This window comes from Wenyingzhuangia gilva (assembly GCF_030519655.1).
In the GTDB taxonomy this organism is placed as follows: Bacteria; Bacteroidota; Bacteroidia; order Flavobacteriales; family Flavobacteriaceae; genus Wenyingzhuangia; species Wenyingzhuangia gilva.
Map to the genome: position 1 here is coordinate 164,323 of NZ_JAUMIT010000003.1, position 19,087 is coordinate 183,409.

A 19,087-nucleotide genomic window follows, 5' to 3' on the forward strand; every position below is an offset into this window, starting at 1 on the left:
GGGAGTAAATTTTCAATTCCTTATCACAAAGTTTAAATAATGCTAAAGAAAATATTATTATAGTTACTGCATGGTTTACTGATCAGCAGTTGCTTGATATATTAGTAGAAAAGCAAAAAGATGGTATACCAGTATCTGTTGTTATTGGTGATAATAAAGATAATGAAAAGCTAGATTTTAATGAGTTATTAAAATTGGGCGGGATGATAACTAAAATCAAAGGAAAAGGATATGGGATGAAGCATCAAAAGTATTGTATAATTGATAATGATACTGGTTTTGATGGTTCCTATAATTGGACAGTAAATACAAGAAAAAATAATTCAGAATCCGTGATTAAAACAAATCACAAATTAATGATTGAAAACCTATTAAATGATTTGGATACTAAATTTATTTAATAGAAACCTAAACCTATTAGAGGTTGAGAATCATAAAACGATCGTAACCAAGGCTTACAATGTTGATTGTCTTGTGTTTAAGTATCTAAATATTACTATATTTAATGTGTAATTATTTGATTTTATGTAACTATTGTGTGATACACAATGTTTTTAAAATGACATAAAAGATAAAAGCTAATGAAAAAGATCCTAGAAACCACTCAACTTGAATTTGACAAAAGTGATTTTCTAATAGACTTAGTAAAACACGATAATGGTCAACTTTATATAGAAATTGTACAAACAATTTTAAACACTGAGAAAAAATCAGAATCGATAAAAATAAATCCTTCTGTTTTATCGGACATACTTAAAGTATTACAAAACTACCAGACAAAACTTCCGAAAGAATCTATTTCAGAGATAAAACATATAACAGAATTTGATCAGAAAAAAATACAAGAGAGGTATTTAAAAGGTGTTTCAATCAAAGATTTAGCGCTTCAATTTGATCAAACACATGAACTAATTGAAATGATATTAAGGAATAGAGGAATTGAAATTGTGGAAAATAAAATACCTAAATACAGGTATTATAAAAAAAACTACAAACTAAAAAGAAACAAACGATAAGTTATATTTTAGAAATCAGATACAAGGAATTGTTGTTAAAATTAGACAGGCTATTGAATATATTTTAAGTGTGTAGCTCAATCTTTTGGTGACTTAATAGGTAAACGTTCTTGTTTACTAGTTGAAATATGTATTATTGTAAAAACAAAAGACTTATGTTACCTCAATTAGCTAAAATTAAAGGAATTCATCCTGGGGTGATATTAAAACGTGAATTAGAACGTAACAATATAAAAAGCTCCGTATTAGCTATGGAAATAAATGAGCACAAGCAAACTATTAGTGCTATTGTAAATCAAAAAAGAGGGGTAAATCCTGAGTTGTCTATCAAACTAGCCAACTATTTTCATACAGAAGCAGATTATTTTATGCTACTACAAGCAAGTTATGAAGTCAATCAAAAGTTAGATTCCATTTCTAAACATACACCAAACTTAAATAACATAAGGAAAGTATTATTTTGGGATACAACTTTTGATAAAATAGATTGGAATAAAAATAAAAAAGCGATTATTAAAAGAGTTTTAGAAAGAGGGAACGAATAAGAAAAAGAAGAAATCATAAGCTTTTACGGTAAATCCTTAGTTAATACAATTAATAACACCATAAAAGAGTCTCCAAACTTTACACGTTCATTCAACAAAAAAAGAAAACAAAGGATTGAATAAGCATGAATTCAATACCTTTCGTTTGGTAGGGGGGACATCATTAAGCTTGCAATATGGTCACAGAGAATCGATAGATATAGACTTATTTACTGACGAAGCCTATGTAAGTATTGATTTTAAGAAACTAGAAAACAGATTACACAAAACATTTCCTTATGTAGATAAAACCTCAGTGGGAGAAGTGGTGTTTGGAAGATCCTATTTTTGTAGGAATAAGTCCAGACAATGTACTAAAACTAGATATCTATTATACAGAACATTTTGTGTTTCCCATAGTTGTCGATTAAAAATTCAGGAAGTATAAGCTTTAAAAGGTCTAAAGTAAGTTCCAATACCAATAAATTTAAACCTCAAAGCTAAAACTATATTAATTCAAACACAACTTTTGTGATTGATCCCTTGGCTGTGATCCATTAATGTTAAAGAAAAAAATAAAGATATTAAACTTTATAACATTCCTAGAGTCATAGTATTGTTAGTGAATAAAAAACAGCAAAACAAATACTATGAAAAAACTTTTCTTTATCATTATTATTTTATTTTTACAGCACACCAATGCTCAGTCGTTAAAATCAATAGGGTTTGAGGTGTCAGGAACTTTAATTTCTAACGATGATAAGTCTCCACTAGAATCTGCAACAGTTTATTTAGAAAGAAAAAAGGATAGTACTGTTGTTAGCTATACTATTACCGATGACAAGGGAAAATTCTCATTAGAGGGTAGTACTAAAGATGCTGAGTTAAATTTTAATATTACTTACGTAGGTTACAAATCATATCATAAAGATTTAGATTTAACTAAACAAGCTGTGATAGACATGAAAGAGGTTTTGTTAAAACCTGATGCAAATGAGTTAAATGAAGTTGTACTTAAATTATCTCCTCCTATTACAATTAAAAAAGATACAATAGAATTTAATGCCAAATCTTTTAAAACAAAGAAAGATGCAAATGTAGAAGATTTGATTAAGGTGTTACCTGGAGCCGAAGTCGATGCAGAAGGAAATATTACTATTAACGGAAAGCCTGTAAATAGAGTATTAATTAATGGAAAGCCTTTTTTTGGAAATGATCCTACGATCGCTACTAGAAACTTTCCTAAAGATATTATTGAAAAAGTTCAAGTTTTAGATACCAAAAGTAAATCGCAAGCTTTTACTGGTGAAGATAGTGATGGAGAGAATAAAACAGTAAACCTTGTTATTAAAAAAGAAAACAATAAAGGAGTTTTTGGAAGAGCTGGTGCAGGAGTAGGAACAGATAGTAGATATCAATATGCAGGAATGTATAACCGTTTTGACAATGATCAAAAATTTAGTGCTCTTTTAGGGGGGAATAATGTAAATTCTCCCGGCTTTAGTTTTGGAGAAATTAGAGAAATGTTTGGAGGAGGAGTTAGCCCTAGAAATTTTGGAGGAGGACAAGGTATTGTGACTTCAGATAATGTTGGCGTTAATTATGCAGATGATTATGGGAAAAATGTAGAGTTTACTTCTAATTACTTTTACTCAAGAAGTGATTCTGAAAATGAGTCATCAAGTGAAAGAGAGAATCTTTTTCCTACTTTTAGTAACTTTTCTACTTCTAACAATAAATCATCAACAACTAATGACAATCATTCTGCAAATTTTGAGGTAGATATTAAAAAAGACTCTACTTGGTTGATTAACATTTCTCCTTCGTTTAGGTTTTCAAAAAGTAATACTTTTTTTGAAAATGATGGAATTACTGTAGATGAAAATCAAAACCTAATTAGAGAGTCTAATTCGTCGTCTAATGTAGAAAGTAATAATAGAAGTATAAGTACTGATATTGATGTGACAAGAAGGTATGGTTCTAAAGGAGGTTTTTTTAGAGTTGGAGCAGATTTAAGTGTTAGTGCTTCGGACAGTGAGGATTTTAACAAAACAAGTACTAATGTAATCCAAGACTCTTCTCAAAATGTTGATAGAGATTTGTATGCTGATATAGACAATACTTCACAAAACATTGGAACTTCTTTTACGTATAGGTTGCCAATTCTTCCAAAAGAGTTATTTGTTGACTTTGGATACTCATATAATAGAAATCAAAATTCATCTGATAAAAAATCATATGATCGAACTAATAATAATTCGTTTATCAGTAATTTAAGTACAGATTTTACAAATACTGATCAAAGTCATATACCAAGAATAGGATTTAATTATTCAACAGAAAAAATAAGATTAAGACTTAATAGCTCATATCGTTTTAGAACTATGGAAAATAAAGACGATCTAAGACCTATTTATAGTATTAAAAGACAATTTAATAATTTTGAACAAAATGTAAACTTTAGATATAGTTTTAGTGAAAAATCATCATTTAATTTTAGATATAATCTAAGAAATAACCCACCTAGTTTATCAAACTTACAAGCGTTTGAAAATGTTAATGACCCAGACAATACGGTACAAGGTAACCCGAATCTTAAACCTCAGAAAGATCATGACTTTAATATGTTTTTTAATAATTTTGATTTTCAAAACCAAACGGGTTTTTATGGTTATGTTAACGGGAATTTAACACAAGATCAAACAGTGCGAAGAACTGAAATTGATTCTCTTTCTGGACAAAGAAGAACTACTTATGCTAACGTAGATGGTAATTACAGCATTTCTGGAGGGATTGGAGCTAATAAAAAGTTTAAATTTACAGATGTATCTTCTTTAGATATAAGACTAGGTGGTGGTCCAAGTTATAGAAAATCTGTAAACTATAATAACAATGTGTTATATGCAAGTAAGACAATTTCTTTGAATCCCAATATTGGTTTAAGGTATGAGTTGAGAGATGTTCTGGATATTGATACAAGGTATAATATATCATACTCTAATAGTCAATATGATCTTGCTAACTTAGGTGATAGAAATATAACGTCTCATAGAATTGATTTAAATACCACTACCATGGTGCCTAAAGGATTAGAGTGGAGAAACAATCTTAATTACAATTATAATCCAAATGTTGCAGATGGATTTCAAAAAAGTGCATGGTTTTGGAATATGACTTTATCATATGCCGTATTAAAGGATAAGGGGCTTATCTCTTTATCTGCATATGATTTATTAAATCAAAATACTAATGTAAGAAGAATTGCAAATGCAGACTATATAGAAGATTCACAAAGTACTGTGTTAAAACAATACTTTATGCTTGGGTTTAGTTGGAAGTTTAATACCTTAGGTGATAGAGGTAATTCTAGGGGAGGTAGAGGAAATTATAGAGGACGTAGATTTTAATACGCTATAATTTCATCATTTTTAAAATGAAAAGCAGTTTCAATAGCTGCATTTTCATCACTATCAGAGCCGTGGATGGCGTTAAAGGTTACATCGGTAGCAAATAAGTTTCTAATGGTACCTTCAGCGGCATCTTCTGGGTTGGTGGCTCCAATCAAAGCTCTAAAATCATCCACTGCGTTTTTCTTTTCAAGAACAGCAGCAATAATAGGTCCACTAGTCATAAAATCAATAAGTTTATTATAAAATACTTTTTCTTTATGAATAGCATAAAATTCAGCCGCTTGTTCTGAGCTAAGTTTTGTTAGTTTTAGGGCAACAATTTTAAATCCTGAATTGGTTATTTTCTGAATAATAGCTCCAGTATTGCCTTTTGCAAAAGCATCAGGCTTAATCATAGTAAAGGTTCTGTTATTTGCCATGTTGATATGTTTTATAGTGCTAAGATACTTTTTTCAAAAAAATATTAGCTGCTTTGCATACTCATTTTTAATTGTATTTTAGCAGCTTATGAATACAAATGATATTAACGTTTTAAAAACGTATTTTAAAGAGCCAAAAAAAATAGTGTTTGTAGCACACAAAAACCCTGATGGTGATGCAGTTGGATCTACTACAGCTATGGCTATGTTTTATAAAAAATTAGGTCATCAAGTACAAGTGGTTTTGCCTAATGGAATTCCAGATTTTATTGCATGGGTACCAGGAGCTGAGGAAGTTTATAGGTATGATTTACAAAATATTCAATCTAAAAAGGCAATTAACGAAGCAGATGTGATTTTTTTATTAGATTTTAATGCTTTGCACAGAGTAGGCGATGATATGCAAAATGGATTAGAAACCTTTACAGGAGATTTTATCATGATAGATCATCATCAACAACCAGATGATATTGCGATGGTTACTTATTCTGATACTTCAATTAGCTCTACTTGTCAAATGGTTTATCATTATATTGATGCTTTAGGACAAACAGATTTGATTGATGAAGATATTGCTACTAGTATTTATACTGGTATTATGACAGATACGGGTTCTTTTCGTTTTCCGTCAACTACAAGTACAACCCATAGAATTATTGCGGACTTGATTGATAAAGGAGCTAAAAATGCTGATATACACAATCAGGTATTTAGCAATAATTCATACAGCAGATTACAACTGTTAGGAAAGGCTTTAACTAATTTGGTCTTGCTAGAAGATTGTAAAACAGCTTATATTACTTTGTCGCAAGAAGAATTAAAGCAGTATAATTATAACAAAGGAGATACAGAGGGAATTGTAAATTATGCATTGTCTTTAAAAGGAATTGTATTGGCGGGTATTTTTATTGAGGATACAGATCAAGGAATTGTAAAAATATCATTTAGATCTAAAGGAAATTTTTCAGTCAATCAATTTGCAAGAAATCACTTTGATGGAGGAGGTCATGACAATGCTGCTGGAGGAAGATCAGTGGATAGTTTGCAAGAAACTGTTGATAAATTTGTATCAATAGTACCTAATTATAAACAAGAATTGTTGGTTTCATATGAAATATAGTTGGCTACTTGTTTGTGGAATAGTTTTTGTTTCCTGTAACAACGCAAAAGCAAGAAGACCTATTAATAAAAATAAATCATCTTCTAAATATGATTATTCTATTGCTTTAAATAAAATCATTCAAGCAGAGGAAGAAAACAGCATCAAAAAGTACATTACAAATGATACTTTGTTTAACTATACCTTTTCTCCTTATGGTTTTGCCTACGCTAAAGTAAAAACATCGGATTTATTAACTACTAAAGTGCAACAAAACGATGTGGTTACTTACACTAAAACAGTTTTTAATTTAAAAAACGAATTGATTTACAGTGAAATACAACAAACAATAAAGGTTGGAAAATCAAATGAGACAAAAGGAATCGAGGAAGGACTTAAATTAATGCAAGAAGATGAGGAATTTAAATTTATTTTTAGTTCATTTGTATCCCACGGATTTAGTGGAGATGGTAATAAAATAGGTGCTAACACACCCATAATAGTAAATATTAAACTTTTAAAAATTAATAAATAACAAGAAAATGAATATCATTAAAGGATTAGCTTTAGGATTAGCAGTTACAGGAATGGTGTCTTGTAACCAACAAGCAGCAAAGAAAACAAAATTAGAAACTGAAATGGATTCAGTAAGTTATGCTTTAGGAGCATATATTAATGCAAACTTTAAAGTAAGTGAAGATTTTAAAGATTTAGACTTAGCTGTTTTTAATCAAGCATTACAAGAATCTCAAGATACTGCTACAACTTTGTTAGATCAAAAAGATTTAGCTCCAATATTAATTGCTTACACTAAGAAAATAGCTGAAGCAAAAAATGCAAAGTATAAGAGAGATCTTGGAGATTTTACAAAAGTAGACGAGTCTATTGCTGTAGAAACTACTGAAAGCGGTTTAAAATATCAAGTAATTACTGAAGGTTCAGGAGAAAAGCCAGTAGCAACAAGTACTGTAAAAGTGCACTACCATGGAACTACACCTGATGGTGAAGTTTTTGATAGCTCTGTAGAAAGAGGAACTCCAGCTGAATTCCCATTAAATAGAGTGATTCCAGGATGGACAGAAGGATTACAATTAATGTCTGTAGGTTCTAAGTACAAGCTTATTATTCCTGCTGATTTAGCTTATAAAGATCAAAAGCCAAGTAATGGTGATGATATTATCTTTATTGTTGAATTATTAGAGATCGTAAAAAAGTAATTTGATACTTAAGTCATAAAATAAAAAGCCCAATTAAGAATTTCTTAATTGGGCTTTTTCTTGCTACTATATTCAATACAGAAAGTTTATATTTACGCTTTTAAAATTAAAAGGAAATCCATGAGCTTATTTCAAGATCAGTCTTTAAAAGTATACAACTCAATTAGCAAAACAAAAGAAACTTTTTCTCCGGTAACCGAAGGAAATGTGGGAATGTATGTATGTGGACCTACCGTGTATAGCAATGTGCATTTAGGAAACGTAAGAACGTTTATGAGTTTTGATTTGGTGTTTAGATACTTACAGCATTTGGGATATAAAGTACGTTATGTTCGTAATATTACTGATGCAGGACATATGGAGGATGATGCTGATGAAGGAGAGGATAAAATTGCTAAAAAAGCTCGTGTTGAAAAAATAGAGCCGATGGAAGTGGTGCAACGCTACACTTTAGACTTCCATAATATTTTACAACAATTAAATAATTTACCGCCAAGTATTGAGCCAACCGCTACAGGACATATTATTGAGCAAATTGAAATTATTAAAGATATTTTAGACAAAGGATTGGCTTATGAGGTAAATGGTTCTGTATATTTTGATGTTTTAAAATACAATGAAAGTAAAACTTACGGAGTTTTATCTGGTAGAAAAATAGAAGATGCGGTTCATAACACTCGTGTGTTAGATGGACAATCGGAAAAGAAGAATCCTCAAGATTTCGCTTTGTGGAAAAAAGCAAGTCCACAACATATTATGCGCTGGCCTTCTCCTTGGGGAATTGGTTTCCCAGGTTGGCATTTAGAGTGTACTGCTATGAGTACAAAATACTTAGGAGAAAAGTTTGATATACACGGAGGAGGAATGGATTTAAAATTCCCTCATCACGAATGTGAAATTGCGCAAGCAGAAGCTTGTAACGGTCACAATCCTGTAAATTATTGGATGCATGCGAATATGTTAACCATGAACGGACAAAAAATGTCTAAATCAACAGGGAATAACATCTTACCAGGAGAAATTTTTACTGGAGAGAATGCTATTTTATCAAAACCATTTTCGCCAGCAGTTGTTCGTTTCTTTATGATGCAAGCACATTATCGTAGTATTTTAGATTTTTCTAGTGAAGCTTTAGAGGCATCAGAAAAAGGATATCATAAATTGGTAGAAGCGTTAAAGTATCTATCTAACATCACGGCATCTAAAACATCAACCATAGATGTTAAGAGTTGGAAGCAGGCTTGCTATGATGCGATGAATGATGATTTTAATAGTCCTGTATTGATTGCTAATTTGTTTGATGCTGTTAAAAACATCAATCTATTAAAAGAAGGTAAAGCAAGTTTAACACAAGAAGATTTAGATTTATTTACAAACACTTTACATGCTTTTGTTTATGATGTGTTAGGTTTGTTAACAGAAACTACTGAGCAGGGTTCTAACAAATTAGAGGGAGTGGTAAATATGTTAATTGGAATGCGTAAGCAAGCAAGAGATAATAAAGATTGGGCGATGAGTGATTTGATTCGTGATGAATTAAAAGCTTTAGGGATTCAATTAAAAGATGGAAAAGAAGGAACTACTTTTGTTGTAGAATAAATTAAGAATGGATAGAATGAAAAAGATATTAATATTTCCTTTTATCCTATTGATAAGATTTTATCAAGGAGCCATTTCTCCTTTTACACCTGCCACGTGTAGGTATTTACCTACCTGTTCTAGTTATAGCATAGAAGCTTTGCAAAAGCATGGCATTATTTATGGTGGATGGTTGGCTATTAAAAGAATTGCAAGTTGTCACCCATGGGGAGGCAGTGGTTACGATCCTGTACCAGAAAAACAAAATAAAAAAGAGATATGAATGTATTAGCCATTACTTGGGATCCCTCTTTAGGGATTGACTTAGGTTTTTTTGTAATAAGATATTATAGTTTGATGTTTGTAATTGCGTTTGCATTGGGATATCAAATTATGAAGCGAATTTTTATTCATGAAAAGGTAGAATTAGAAAAATTAGACAAACTATTAATGTATGTAGTCTTTGCTACCATTTTAGGAGCAAGATTAGGACATGTTTTCTTTTACGATTGGGCTTATTTTAGTCAACATCCAGCAGAAATCTTGTTGCCTTTTAAATTTCAGCCTACTTTTAAATTCACTGGTTTTGCAGGATTGGCAAGTCATGGAGCAGCCATAGGGATTATTGCTTCTTTGTGGTATTTTTCTAAAAAAGTAATGCACAAACCTTTACTTTATATTTTGGATAGGGTAGGGATTACCGTTGCTATTGCTGGATTGTTTATCCGTTTGGGGAATTTGATGAATTCAGAAATTATTGGACATCCAACAGGAACAAATTATGGGGTGATTTTTGCAAATTTAGGAGAAAATTTTCCTAGACATCCAACACAATTGTATGAAGGATTTGGTTATTTAATAGTATTTGTTATTCTTTTTTATATGTATTGGAAAACCGATGCAGCACAAAAGCAAGGACTGCTATTTGGAACCTTTTTTGCTCTACTATGGTCTGTTCGTTTTGTGGTTGAGTTCTTTAAAGAAGATCAGGTTGATTTTGAAAAAGGAATGATCTTAAATATGGGACAAATTTTAAGTATTCCTTTAATTATAATAGGGGTTTACTTTATGATAAAGGCCAAAAAGAAATAAATAAAATACGACCACTAATATTAGTGGTCGTTTTTGTTTGATAATATGTTTAAATTAGAATAAATACTTTAGGTTTATTCCTGTGTAATAATTCAAAGGGTTTCCTGGATAATAATATCTAGGTGCACTATTTCCAAATCCTGAAGCATTGATTAATATTTGTGAGGCATATGCTTTGTTAAAAATATTATTGATTCCTATAAAGGTATCTAAATCAAGTTTTTTAAAAAGGCTTATAGTATAACCAAGTTTTAAATTTGTGAGTCTGTAGCTATCAGAATATAGACTGTTGCTATCTGTTATTGGCATGCTTCCAACGTATTGATAGTTGAGGTTTCCATGGATTCCTATATTAGAATTAAAATCAACTCCAGTATTAAAAACATCAGAAGGAACTCCTGTTAAATCATTTTCAGAATAATCCTTATTGTCATCTATAAACTTTTTAAACGTAAAATGATTGAGCGTATAATTGGTAAAGGAACTAATAGATAGTTTTTTGTTCTTTAACCAATAATAATTTAGTGTTAGTTCTAAACCATTGTGCTGTGTTTTTCCAGCATTAACACCTATGTATTGATCTTGGGCAGTACGCTTTGCTACTAATAGATTTTTGATGTTTAAACTATATAAAGCAAGACCAAATTGTAAACGATTGCTTAACATTTCTCCACGCGTTCCAATTTCATAGTTCCAACCTGTTTCAGGTTTTAAGTTGTTGTTAATTTGTCCATCAGGTAGCAAGGTTTCTGCTAAAGTGATGGGAGAAAATCCGTGATTGATACTAGTATATAAACGGATGTTTTTTAAAGGGTTATATGAGATTCCAAATTTTGGAGAAAGAATGTTTTTAAATTTAAAATTTCCTGACTGATCTGGATTGGAGGATGAAAAAGCAAAGTTGTCTTTTAAATTGTAGGCAGTTTTGTTTAGGTTTAGACCTACAGAAAGAGTTGTTTTAAGCGAAAGTTGGTAGTTGCTTTCTAAAAACAGATTGTAGTAGTTTCTTTTTTCTTTAAAGTTTGATAATTCATTCCCTTGAACACTCCCTGTTCCTGAAGGATAATCTTGATATAGATTTTGATAATTTTGATATTGATAAGTGTCCTTAAAAAACTCTCCTCCTAGTGTATAATCTAAATTACTGTTCCATAGTTTTAGGTTTCCTAATAGCTTTGTTCTAATCCCTATGGCGTGAGTTTTTTCTTTTAAAATGTCAAAAGGTCTTGGCTCGTAAGCCTCTTTAAACGAGGAAAAAACACTAGTGGTTTGAATAAGATTATTGTTGTATTGATGTTTCCAAGAGAGACCTAGAAGTCCTCTTATAACATCTTCATATCCTTTTGCTTGTTTCCAAGTAAAAGCAGCTTTTTTTGGATTGTTTTTATAATCATTTTGATTGATGGAGCTTGGAATAAAAGCTTTTAAATCTACAAAACTAGATAGGAGGGATAGTTCATCATTTTTACCAAAGTAATGGTTAGTGCTTACAGTAAAAGTTTGTCTGTTATACTCATTATTTTCACGGTAGCCATTACTGTGGGTATCACTATAAATAGTTTGGATATTATTTTTTTTAGTACTATAATTTACTTTAAAAATTCCTTTTGATAAACCAAAAGAACCAATGGTTAGTTGATTAAAAATACTTGATTGGTTTCCGTTAGATTCATGAGGTTTTATTTGGATAACTCCGCCAAGACCCGCTCCATATTTAAGAGCACTTGTTCCTTTTATAATATAAATGGCTCCAATAGAAGCCAATTCAAAATCTTCAATATTGGTTTCTCCGCTTCCGTTGGTTAAAGGAATGTCTTTATAATAAGCCCTAATTTTAGCAGTACCATATAGGTTTCTAGCACCAATACCCCTAATGGTAATTCTATTGGTATTTAATGATCCGCTTTGCATAAAAATACCAGGTATTCTATTTAAAACAGGAGCAAAATTGGTGTTATTAGCACGTTCTAATTCTTTTGACGAAATGGTATCAATAGTACTTGCTATCTGTTTGTTTTTTTTTGCGTTGTTTCTAACACTAATGACCACTTCATTTAATTCTGATGTATTACCTTCTGTTATTGTTTTTTCGCTATTTTTTGATTGACTGTAACAGACGATAGAAGATAATAGGTGAAAAGTAAAAAGGATTCTTGTTTTGAATGAAATCATTAAAAGAGATTAAAATAATAAAAAGACTAATTTATAATTTTAGTTTTAAGGTTACTCTTTTTTATAAAGAAGATAAGTCTTTAAGTTCAAATTAATATCTTAGAGTATTAAAATTAAAGAGCTATGAAAAACCTAGTATTAGCGAGTTCAGGAAGTGTACATGGATCTGAGTATTTAGAATATTTAATTCCTACTATAGATAAGTTATACAAAGACATTGAAGAAATTTTATTTATTCCTTATGCACAACCAAGTGGAATTAGTTTTGATGAGTATACAGATGCAGTACAAGAAGCCATTAGTACTTTAGGAATAGAGGTGAAAGGAATTCATGAATATTCAGATCCAAAGGAGGCTATTAAAAAAGCCAAAGGTATTTTTGTAGGAGGTGGGAATACTTTTTTATTAGTCAGTAAGTTGTATGAATTTGGTTTGTTGGAAGTACTAAAAGAAGTTATTGATCAAGGAGTTCCGTATTTGGGTACTAGTGCAGGGACTAATATTACAGGCTTAACTATGCAAACTACTAATGATATGCCAATAGTGCTTCCTCCTAGTTTTAAAACTCTAGGAATTGTTCCTTTTAACTTTAATGCACATTTTATACCTGCTGATAAAAACTCTACTCACAAAGGAGAAACTAGAGAGACCAGAATAAAAGAATTTCAATGCATAGAAAGTACTCCGGTTATTGGACTACAAGAAGGTAGTTGGTTAAGAGTAAAGGGAGATGATGTCTTTTTAAGGGGAGGGGAATATGCTTATTGGTTTGAAAATAAAACCGTAAAATTAATTGAAGCCAATACAAATTTAAAAGCATAAAAAAAGCTGAGCATTTGCTCAGCTTTTTTGTTTAGTAATTTATTCTTTCTACTACTTCTAACCCATAACCTGTAATACCTACACGTTTTTTACTAGCAGGAGAGTTGGTTAGTAATCTTAGTTTGTTAACATCTATATTGTGTAAAATTTGGGCTCCAATACCAAAATCTTTTTCATCCATAGGATTGCTTGTAGGTTGTTCTGGAGCAATTCCTTTTTGAGTGTTTTTAAGGTCTGTAAGGCGTTTTTTAAGATTAAAGGTTAATTGTTCTTGGTTGATAAAAACCACAGCACCTTTTCCTTCTTCATTGATTTTGTCAAAAATTCTTGTCAACTTATCTTCAGAACCAGTAGTTAAAGTATTTAGAATGTCGTTTCCAAAAGCATTAGGTGTTACCTTGCATAATACTTCTTCGTCTTTTGTCCAGGATCCTTTGGTTAAAGCCAAATGAATTTGATTATTGGTGGTTTGGTTATAGGCTCTTAATCTAAAAGTTCCAAAACGAGTGTCAATATCAAAATCTTCAATTTTTTTAATTAAAGAATCGTGTTGCATACGGTAAGAAACCAAATCCTCAATAGAAATTAATTTTAAATTGAATTTATCAGCAACTTCTCTTAAACGTGGCAAACGAGCCATGCTACCGTCTTCATTTAAAATTTCTACTAAGATTCCAGCAGGTTTTAATCCAGCTAAACGAGCTAAATCAACACTTGCTTCTGTATGTCCAGTTCTTCTTAATACGCCACCTTCTTTAGCTTTTAACGGAAAAATATGTCCAGGTCTTCCTAAATCAGAAGGTTTGGTTTCGTTTTGTGTTAAAGCATAAATGGTTTTAGCTCTATCGTGAGCAGAAATTCCTGTGGTACATCCATGACCAATTAAATCTACTGAAACGGTGAATTGAGTATGATGTAAAACAGTGTTATTGTACACCATCATATTTAAACCTAATTCCTCGCAACGTTCTTCTATTAAAGGAGCACAAATCAATCCACGACCATGTTGAGCCATGAAATTAATCATTTCAGGTGTTACCTTTTCGGCAGCAGCAATAAAGTCACCTTCATTTTCTCTGTCTTCATCATCTACAACAATAATCATTTTTCCATTTCTAATGTCTTCAATGGCTTCTTGTATAGAATCTAACTTTATTTGGGGTGTATTTTCGGTATTATTCATTTGTTTTTTTAAATCTATTGAATAGTTTTTTAAATGGGGTTAAAATTACATCAAATTTAACGAATCCCATATCTTTAGAGGCACTTATCGTAAAAATAATGGCCAATGGTAGCATTACTAATGTTCCTGACCATCCTCCTAAAAAGGCACTAATTTTACTTTCTTCAGCAACATTTTTTCCAAAGGTGTTGATAAAATAATAAGCTACATAAATAATAATAGCTATAATCATAGGCATTCCAAATCCTCCTTTTCTAATGATAGAGCCTAAAGAAGCTCCCACAAAAAATAAAAGAAGACAAGAAAAAGAATTCGTTAAAATAAAGTGAAATTGATAATCATGATTATTTAAGTCTTTACGCTTTCTTTTATAGTAATCTTTATAGCCTTCTATGTCCTTTAATTTGTTTTCAACAGCTCTTGAAGCCTGACTTAAAATATTTATTTTACTACCATCCGTAAAATTATCTAAAATATTTTTTTGCAAGGGCTTGTATTTTGTAGTATCTAATTCTTTAGACATTTCGTTAACTAAAATATTAGATTGCATAGATCTTAGTTTGGTGTCGATGTATTTATCGTAATTGTATTTTAAACTATCAGAACTAGCTTTTAGCTGTCCCATGTTTTTCATGGTGTAGTGATATTTATGTTTTTCTTCTTCTAAATCACCACTAGTTAAGTCAGAAATATCAATATTTACGGTGTGTCTATCAAATTTTGCCATGGAAGAAGGCATTTTTAATCTGTTTGCACGTTTTCTTTGATCATTGGTGTGGTCTTCAAAATAATAACCATCATCTAAAATTAAGGTCATGTATTTACTTCCTTCTTCAGTTGTAATTTTTCCTTTTTTAGCGGTGATAGTAATTTGATCGTCTTTTGATCCTTTGGTTTCTATGATTAAAACATCTTTTAATAAGTTGTTTTCTTCTCCATATTTTTTTGAAAACTTGATACTATATCCTGGAATTTCATCGTTAAAACTACCTTCTACCAAAGCCAAAGTAGGTTGTGTTTTTTTGATGTTTACATATAAGTTTTTTTGTTTTAAACTGGCGTATGGATAAACGTAGTTAATTAAAAAGAAGTTTGCAAGTGATATCAAACCTACACAGATGATAAGAGGTCTTAGGAATCTGAAAAATGAAATTCCAGCAGATTTAACAGCTGCAAACTCATAGTTTTCTCCTAAATTTCCCAAGGTCATAATGGAAGATAGTAGTACAGATATTGGTAAAGCTTGTGGCGTTACATACAAGCACATGTACCATAAAAATTTTATAATAATAACAATACCTATTCCTTTCCCTGCTAATTCATCAAACATTAACCAAATAGCCTGCATAACCAATACAAACATTACAATGGAGAATGAAGCAAAAAAGGGAACTAAAAAGCTCTTGATTAAATATTTGTCTAGGATTTTCAACAAAAAGAGGGATTATTCATTAATATAATACCCTAATGATACATATTTTGTTTTATTAAAAACAAAAGTATTAGGGGCTAATTGTTGATTTGTTTTGTATGATGTAATAGTAAAATTTGTGTTTGTTCCGTTGGTTCCTACTTCTGTTAATGAAGTAATTTGATTGTTTTGAGTATTGATTCCTAACAAAATATGAGAAACTTCTTCTGATTTTTCCGTAGGAGTTAACTTGATAAATTGAACAACACCTTCTTTTTTATCTAATTGATAAGTATATCCTTTTTTGTAAAAACTCAGTAGTTTTGAAGGCGTAATGCTTTCATCACTAATATCACTTGCTGGCGTAATATTTACTTCTTCATTTTCAGGAGAAATCACATAATTGTTCTTTTTATCAAATAAAATAATGTTGTCTAAATAATTTAATACATATTTATCACCTTCAATAATGGCAGAACCTTTACTGGTTTGTTTGATGTTTACAGCTTTGTTTTCTAAAGTGTGTGTAAACTGAATCGTAATGTTTTTGTATTGTTCTAATTCGCTAGAAACTTTGTCTAAAATAGCTTGTGCTTTAGGAGCGTTTTGTGAAAAACCTAAAGAACTTAAAAATAAGGTAAAAACTATAAGGATGTTTTTTTTCATGTTAATTGTTTTTTTCATCGGCCAACATTTGGTCCAAAGATGCTAAATCATTTATTAAAACTTGTCTGGCTTTACTTCCTTCAAAAGGACCTACAATTCCTGCTGCTTCTAATTGATCTATTAATCTCCCTGCTCTGTTATAGCCTAATTTTAATTTACGTTGTAATAAGGAAGCCGATCCTTGTTGTGCAATCACAATAGTTTCAGCTGCTTCCCTAAATAATTTATCTCTGTCGGCAATGTCAATATCAAGTTCTGTACCACTTCCATCTTCACCAACATATTCAGGTAATTGGTATGCTTCTGGGTATGCTCTTTGCGAACCAATAAAGTCAGTAATTTTTTCAACCTCTGGAGTATCTACAAAAGCACATTGTACACGAATTAAATCGTTTCCGCTAGAAATTAGTAAATCTCCACGACCAATTAATTGATCTGCCCCTGGAGCATCTAAAATGGTTCTAGAATCTATTTTAGAAGTTACTCTAAAAGCAATTCTTAAAGGGAAATTGGCTTTAATAATTCCTGTGATTACGTTAACAGAAGGTCTTTGTGTGGCTACAATTAAATGTATTCCAATGGCACGGGCTAATTGAGCCAAACGAGCAATAGGTGTTTCTACTTCTTTACCAGCAGTCATAATTAAATCAGCAAACTCATCAATCACCAAAACAATGTATGGTAAGAATTTATGTCCTTCATTAGGATTTAACTTACGTGCTTTGAATTTTTCATTATATTCTTTAATGTTACGAACCATGGCATCTTTAAGTAGATCGTAACGATTGTCCATTTCTATACACAGAGAGTTTAGAGTATGTACTACTTTGGTGGTGTCTGTAATAATGGCCTCATCAGTATCTGGTAATTTGGCTAAGTAGTGACGTTCTATTTTGTTAAACAATGTCAATTCCACTTTCTTAGGATCTACCAATACAAACTTAATTTCTGCAGGATGTTTTTTATATAACAATGAGGTTAAAATAGCATTTAGCCCTACCGATTTACCTTGTCCAGTAGCACCTGCCATTAATAGGTGAGGAGCCTTGGCTAAATCGAAAATAAAAGTTTCGTTAGCAATGGTTTTTCCTAAAGCAATAGGCAATTCCATTTTGGATTGCTGGAATCTATTTGATGCAATTACCGAGTTCATAGAAACTACAGTTGCTTTTTGGTTAGGAACTTCTATACCAATAGTTCCTTTACCGGGAATTGGAGCAATGATACGAATTCCTAAAGCTGATAAAGACAATGCAATATCATCTTCTAAGTTTTTAATTTTAGAAATTCTAATTCCGGCTTCAGGCACAATTTCATACAAAGTAATAGTAGGTCCTACCGTTGCTTTAATTTGTGCAATTCCTATTTTGTAATTGTTAAGGGTATCAACAATTTTATTTTTATTGGCTTCAAGTTCTCCTGCATCAACAGAAATACTATCATCAAATTCTCTAAGTAGATTTAGAGTAGGGAACTTATAGTTTCCTAAATCTAAAGTAGGATCAAATTCTCCAAAATCTTTGACTAATTGATCTGATAAATTAGAAGTTGTAATTTCTTCTTTTTTTACTTGTTCTACATCAATCTTAAGCTCTTCTTTGATCTCTTCTTTTTTAGAGACGTTGATGTTTGAGTGATTTTGAATGGTAGGGCTTACATTTTTTACTGCCATTTCAAAAGTGGAAGTTGGTTTTACTTCTTGGTCTTTTTCTTCAAACTCATCTAAAGAAATTATCTTTTCTTTGATAATTTCATTTTCATCATTGATACTGGTATTTTTTTCTTCGGAATCTTTGTTATCCTCTTCATCATCAAGGTTTTCATCTGACTCAGTGGCTTTAAAACTATTCTTTAATTCACTGATGTCTTCTTTTTTAGGTAACCATCCTTTAATTTTTTCAGGTGTGATTTTAAAACGAATCACAAAGTATGTGGCATATCCAAAAACAATTAAAATAATCAATCCTAAAGGAGCAAGATATGGAATTAAGAAGCTGTTTAATTCAACACCTACCACTCCAGCAATCAAAGCATTTTTATCAGCAAAAAAACCAAAAGTTGTAGCGGTCCAAATTAAACCCAACATTCCCCAGTTCCAAGATTTAAAAATTTTTTTGATTGGTATTTTTAATAAAATATAGAGCCCTGTAAAAAATAAAAGAACTGGAATAAGAATGGCAGCAACTCCAAAACCTTTATAAATAAAGAAGTAACTTAAGTTAGCTCCTAATTTTCCAAGTAAATTTTGAGCTTCTATAGCTTTATTAGCTAGTTGATTAACGGTAGATTGATCGGCTTGCCAAGTAAAGAAAAAAGAGATAAAGGCGGTAAATAAGAATATACTAAATAACAGCATAAATAAACCGAAAACGGTCTGAGTTTGCCTGTTGTTTGCAAATTCTCGTAGCTTTTCTTTTCGTTCTGTATTTTTAGTAACTTTTTTGTTGCTTTTTTTGGGCATTTAAAGACGATAAAATT

18 protein-coding genes are annotated in these 19,087 nt (G+C 30.9%); 12 read left to right on the forward strand and 6 right to left on the reverse strand.

The window, feature by feature from the left end:
- Positions 1-8 precede the first annotated feature (8 nt).
- The 5 genes from QVZ41_RS07755 (at position 9) to QVZ41_RS07775 (ending at position 4,947) form a co-directional block, all read left to right on the forward strand.
- Complete coding sequence (locus QVZ41_RS07755) at positions 9-401, forward strand: phospholipase D-like domain-containing protein (RefSeq protein WP_302884188.1); 393 nt, start codon at positions 9-11, stop codon at positions 399-401.
- A 180-nt stretch (positions 402-581) separates the two neighbouring features.
- The gene (locus tag QVZ41_RS07760) at positions 582-1,016 is read left to right on the forward strand and encodes a hypothetical protein (protein WP_302883983.1); all 435 of its coding nucleotides are present in this window, start codon (positions 582-584) and stop codon (positions 1,014-1,016) included.
- A 155-nt stretch (positions 1,017-1,171) separates the two neighbouring features.
- A complete protein-coding gene (locus QVZ41_RS07765; RefSeq protein WP_302883984.1) occupies positions 1,172-1,561 on the forward strand; it encodes a HigA family addiction module antitoxin in 390 nt (129 codons plus the stop codon).
- Between the two features lie 115 nt (positions 1,562-1,676).
- The gene (locus tag QVZ41_RS07770; protein ID WP_302883985.1) at positions 1,677-1,988 is read left to right on the forward strand and encodes a nucleotidyl transferase AbiEii/AbiGii toxin family protein; all 312 of its coding nucleotides are present in this window, start codon (positions 1,677-1,679) and stop codon (positions 1,986-1,988) included.
- 202 nt (positions 1,989-2,190) lie between these two features.
- Positions 2,191-4,947 carry an outer membrane beta-barrel protein gene (locus QVZ41_RS07775; protein WP_302883986.1) on the forward strand — a complete coding sequence of 919 codons (2,757 nt, stop codon included), beginning with the start codon at positions 2,191-2,193 and terminating at the stop codon, positions 4,945-4,947.
- On the opposite strand, the gene QVZ41_RS07780 is transcribed toward QVZ41_RS07775, so the two are convergent.
- A complete protein-coding gene (locus tag QVZ41_RS07780) occupies positions 4,944-5,369 on the reverse strand; it encodes a nucleoside-diphosphate kinase (RefSeq protein ID WP_302883987.1) in 426 nt (141 codons plus the stop codon). The two genes, QVZ41_RS07775 and QVZ41_RS07780, sit on opposite strands and share 4 nt — an antisense overlap.
- Positions 5,370-5,457: 88 nt before the next feature.
- On the opposite strand from QVZ41_RS07780, the gene QVZ41_RS07785 reads away from it, so the two are divergent.
- The 6 genes from QVZ41_RS07785 (at position 5,458) to lgt (ending at position 10,355) form a co-directional block, all read left to right on the forward strand.
- A complete protein-coding gene (locus tag QVZ41_RS07785; RefSeq protein ID WP_302883988.1) occupies positions 5,458-6,489 on the forward strand; it encodes a DHH family phosphoesterase in 1,032 nt (343 codons plus the stop codon).
- A complete protein-coding gene (locus tag QVZ41_RS07790; RefSeq protein WP_302883989.1) occupies positions 6,479-7,003 on the forward strand; it encodes an FKBP-type peptidyl-prolyl cis-trans isomerase in 525 nt (174 codons plus the stop codon). Before QVZ41_RS07785 ends, QVZ41_RS07790 begins: the two co-directional genes overlap by 11 nt.
- A 7-nt stretch (positions 7,004-7,010) precedes the next feature.
- Positions 7,011-7,685, forward strand: a complete 675-nt coding sequence (locus QVZ41_RS07795; protein WP_302883990.1) for an FKBP-type peptidyl-prolyl cis-trans isomerase — start codon at positions 7,011-7,013, stop codon at positions 7,683-7,685.
- Positions 7,686-7,805: 120 nt separating this feature from the next.
- Entirely contained in the window at positions 7,806-9,284 is a 1,479-nt protein-coding gene (gene cysS / locus QVZ41_RS07800) for a cysteine--tRNA ligase (RefSeq protein ID WP_302883991.1), read from the forward strand.
- A 16-nt stretch (positions 9,285-9,300) separates the two neighbouring features.
- Positions 9,301-9,546 (forward strand): membrane protein insertion efficiency factor YidD, encoded by a 246-nt coding sequence (gene yidD / locus QVZ41_RS07805; RefSeq protein ID WP_302883992.1) that lies wholly within the window; start codon positions 9,301-9,303, stop codon positions 9,544-9,546.
- Positions 9,543-10,355 carry a prolipoprotein diacylglyceryl transferase gene (gene lgt, locus QVZ41_RS07810; RefSeq protein ID WP_302883993.1) on the forward strand — a complete coding sequence of 271 codons (813 nt, stop codon included), beginning with the start codon at positions 9,543-9,545 and terminating at the stop codon, positions 10,353-10,355. The genes yidD and lgt overlap by 4 nt, the downstream gene beginning before the upstream one ends.
- Positions 10,356-10,409: 54 nt before the next feature.
- On the opposite strand, the gene QVZ41_RS07815 is transcribed toward lgt, so the two are convergent.
- Positions 10,410-12,527: a TonB-dependent receptor family protein gene (locus tag QVZ41_RS07815; protein ID WP_302883994.1), complete on the reverse strand. Its 2,118-nt coding sequence runs from the start codon at positions 12,525-12,527 to the stop codon at positions 10,410-10,412.
- A 123-nt stretch (positions 12,528-12,650) separates the two neighbouring features.
- Here QVZ41_RS07815 and pepE point away from each other — a divergent pair, with 123 nt between their 5' ends.
- Positions 12,651-13,349 (forward strand): dipeptidase PepE, encoded by a 699-nt coding sequence (pepE, locus tag QVZ41_RS07820; protein ID WP_302883995.1) that lies wholly within the window; start codon positions 12,651-12,653, stop codon positions 13,347-13,349.
- A gap of 31 nt (positions 13,350-13,380) precedes the next feature.
- Here the strand turns inward: pepE and ribB are convergent, their stop codons facing one another.
- The 4 genes from ribB to QVZ41_RS07840 are packed head-to-tail and all read right to left on the reverse strand — an operon-like array spanning position 13,381 to position 19,070.
- A complete protein-coding gene (ribB, locus tag QVZ41_RS07825) occupies positions 13,381-14,532 on the reverse strand; it encodes a 3,4-dihydroxy-2-butanone-4-phosphate synthase (RefSeq protein ID WP_302883996.1) in 1,152 nt (383 codons plus the stop codon).
- Positions 14,525-15,964 carry an LptF/LptG family permease gene (locus QVZ41_RS07830; protein ID WP_302883998.1) on the reverse strand — a complete coding sequence of 480 codons (1,440 nt, stop codon included), beginning with the start codon at positions 15,962-15,964 and terminating at the stop codon, positions 14,525-14,527. Before QVZ41_RS07830 ends, ribB begins: the two co-directional genes overlap by 8 nt.
- A gap of 12 nt (positions 15,965-15,976) precedes the next feature.
- Positions 15,977-16,609: an outer membrane lipoprotein periplasmic chaperone LolA1 gene (gene lolA1, locus QVZ41_RS07835; protein WP_302883999.1), complete on the reverse strand. Its 633-nt coding sequence runs from the start codon at positions 16,607-16,609 to the stop codon at positions 15,977-15,979.
- 1 nt (position 16,610) lies between these two features.
- Positions 16,611-19,070 carry a DNA translocase FtsK 4TM domain-containing protein gene (locus QVZ41_RS07840; RefSeq protein ID WP_302884000.1) on the reverse strand — a complete coding sequence of 820 codons (2,460 nt, stop codon included), beginning with the start codon at positions 19,068-19,070 and terminating at the stop codon, positions 16,611-16,613.
- Positions 19,071-19,087: the final 17 nt, after the last annotated feature.

Coding starts and splice junctions, on each gene's coding strand:
- cysS (WP_302883991.1), top strand. CDS start 7,806: ATGAGCTTATTTCAAGATCAGTCTTTAAAAGTATACAACTCAATTAGC.
- QVZ41_RS07780 (WP_302883987.1), bottom strand. CDS start 5,369: ATGGCAAATAACAGAACCTTTACTATGATTAAGCCTGATGCTTTTGCA.
- QVZ41_RS07785 (WP_302883988.1), top strand. CDS start 5,458: ATGAATACAAATGATATTAACGTTTTAAAAACGTATTTTAAAGAGCCA.
- ribB (WP_302883996.1), bottom strand. CDS start 14,532: ATGAATAATACCGAAAATACACCCCAAATAAAGTTAGATTCTATACAA.
- yidD (WP_302883992.1), top strand. CDS start 9,301: ATGAAAAAGATATTAATATTTCCTTTTATCCTATTGATAAGATTTTAT.
- QVZ41_RS07775 (WP_302883986.1), top strand. CDS start 2,191: ATGAAAAAACTTTTCTTTATCATTATTATTTTATTTTTACAGCACACC.
- QVZ41_RS07795 (WP_302883990.1), top strand. CDS start 7,011: ATGAATATCATTAAAGGATTAGCTTTAGGATTAGCAGTTACAGGAATG.
- QVZ41_RS07760 (WP_302883983.1), top strand. CDS start 582: ATGAAAAAGATCCTAGAAACCACTCAACTTGAATTTGACAAAAGTGAT.
- QVZ41_RS07790 (WP_302883989.1), top strand. CDS start 6,479: ATGAAATATAGTTGGCTACTTGTTTGTGGAATAGTTTTTGTTTCCTGT.
- QVZ41_RS07840 (WP_302884000.1), bottom strand. CDS start 19,070: ATGCCCAAAAAAAGCAACAAAAAAGTTACTAAAAATACAGAACGAAAA.
- lolA1 (WP_302883999.1), bottom strand. CDS start 16,609: ATGAAAAAAAACATCCTTATAGTTTTTACCTTATTTTTAAGTTCTTTA.
- QVZ41_RS07765 (WP_302883984.1), top strand. CDS start 1,172: ATGTTACCTCAATTAGCTAAAATTAAAGGAATTCATCCTGGGGTGATA.
- pepE (WP_302883995.1), top strand. CDS start 12,651: ATGAAAAACCTAGTATTAGCGAGTTCAGGAAGTGTACATGGATCTGAG.
- lgt (WP_302883993.1), top strand. CDS start 9,543: ATGAATGTATTAGCCATTACTTGGGATCCCTCTTTAGGGATTGACTTA.
- QVZ41_RS07815 (WP_302883994.1), bottom strand. CDS start 12,527: ATGATTTCATTCAAAACAAGAATCCTTTTTACTTTTCACCTATTATCT.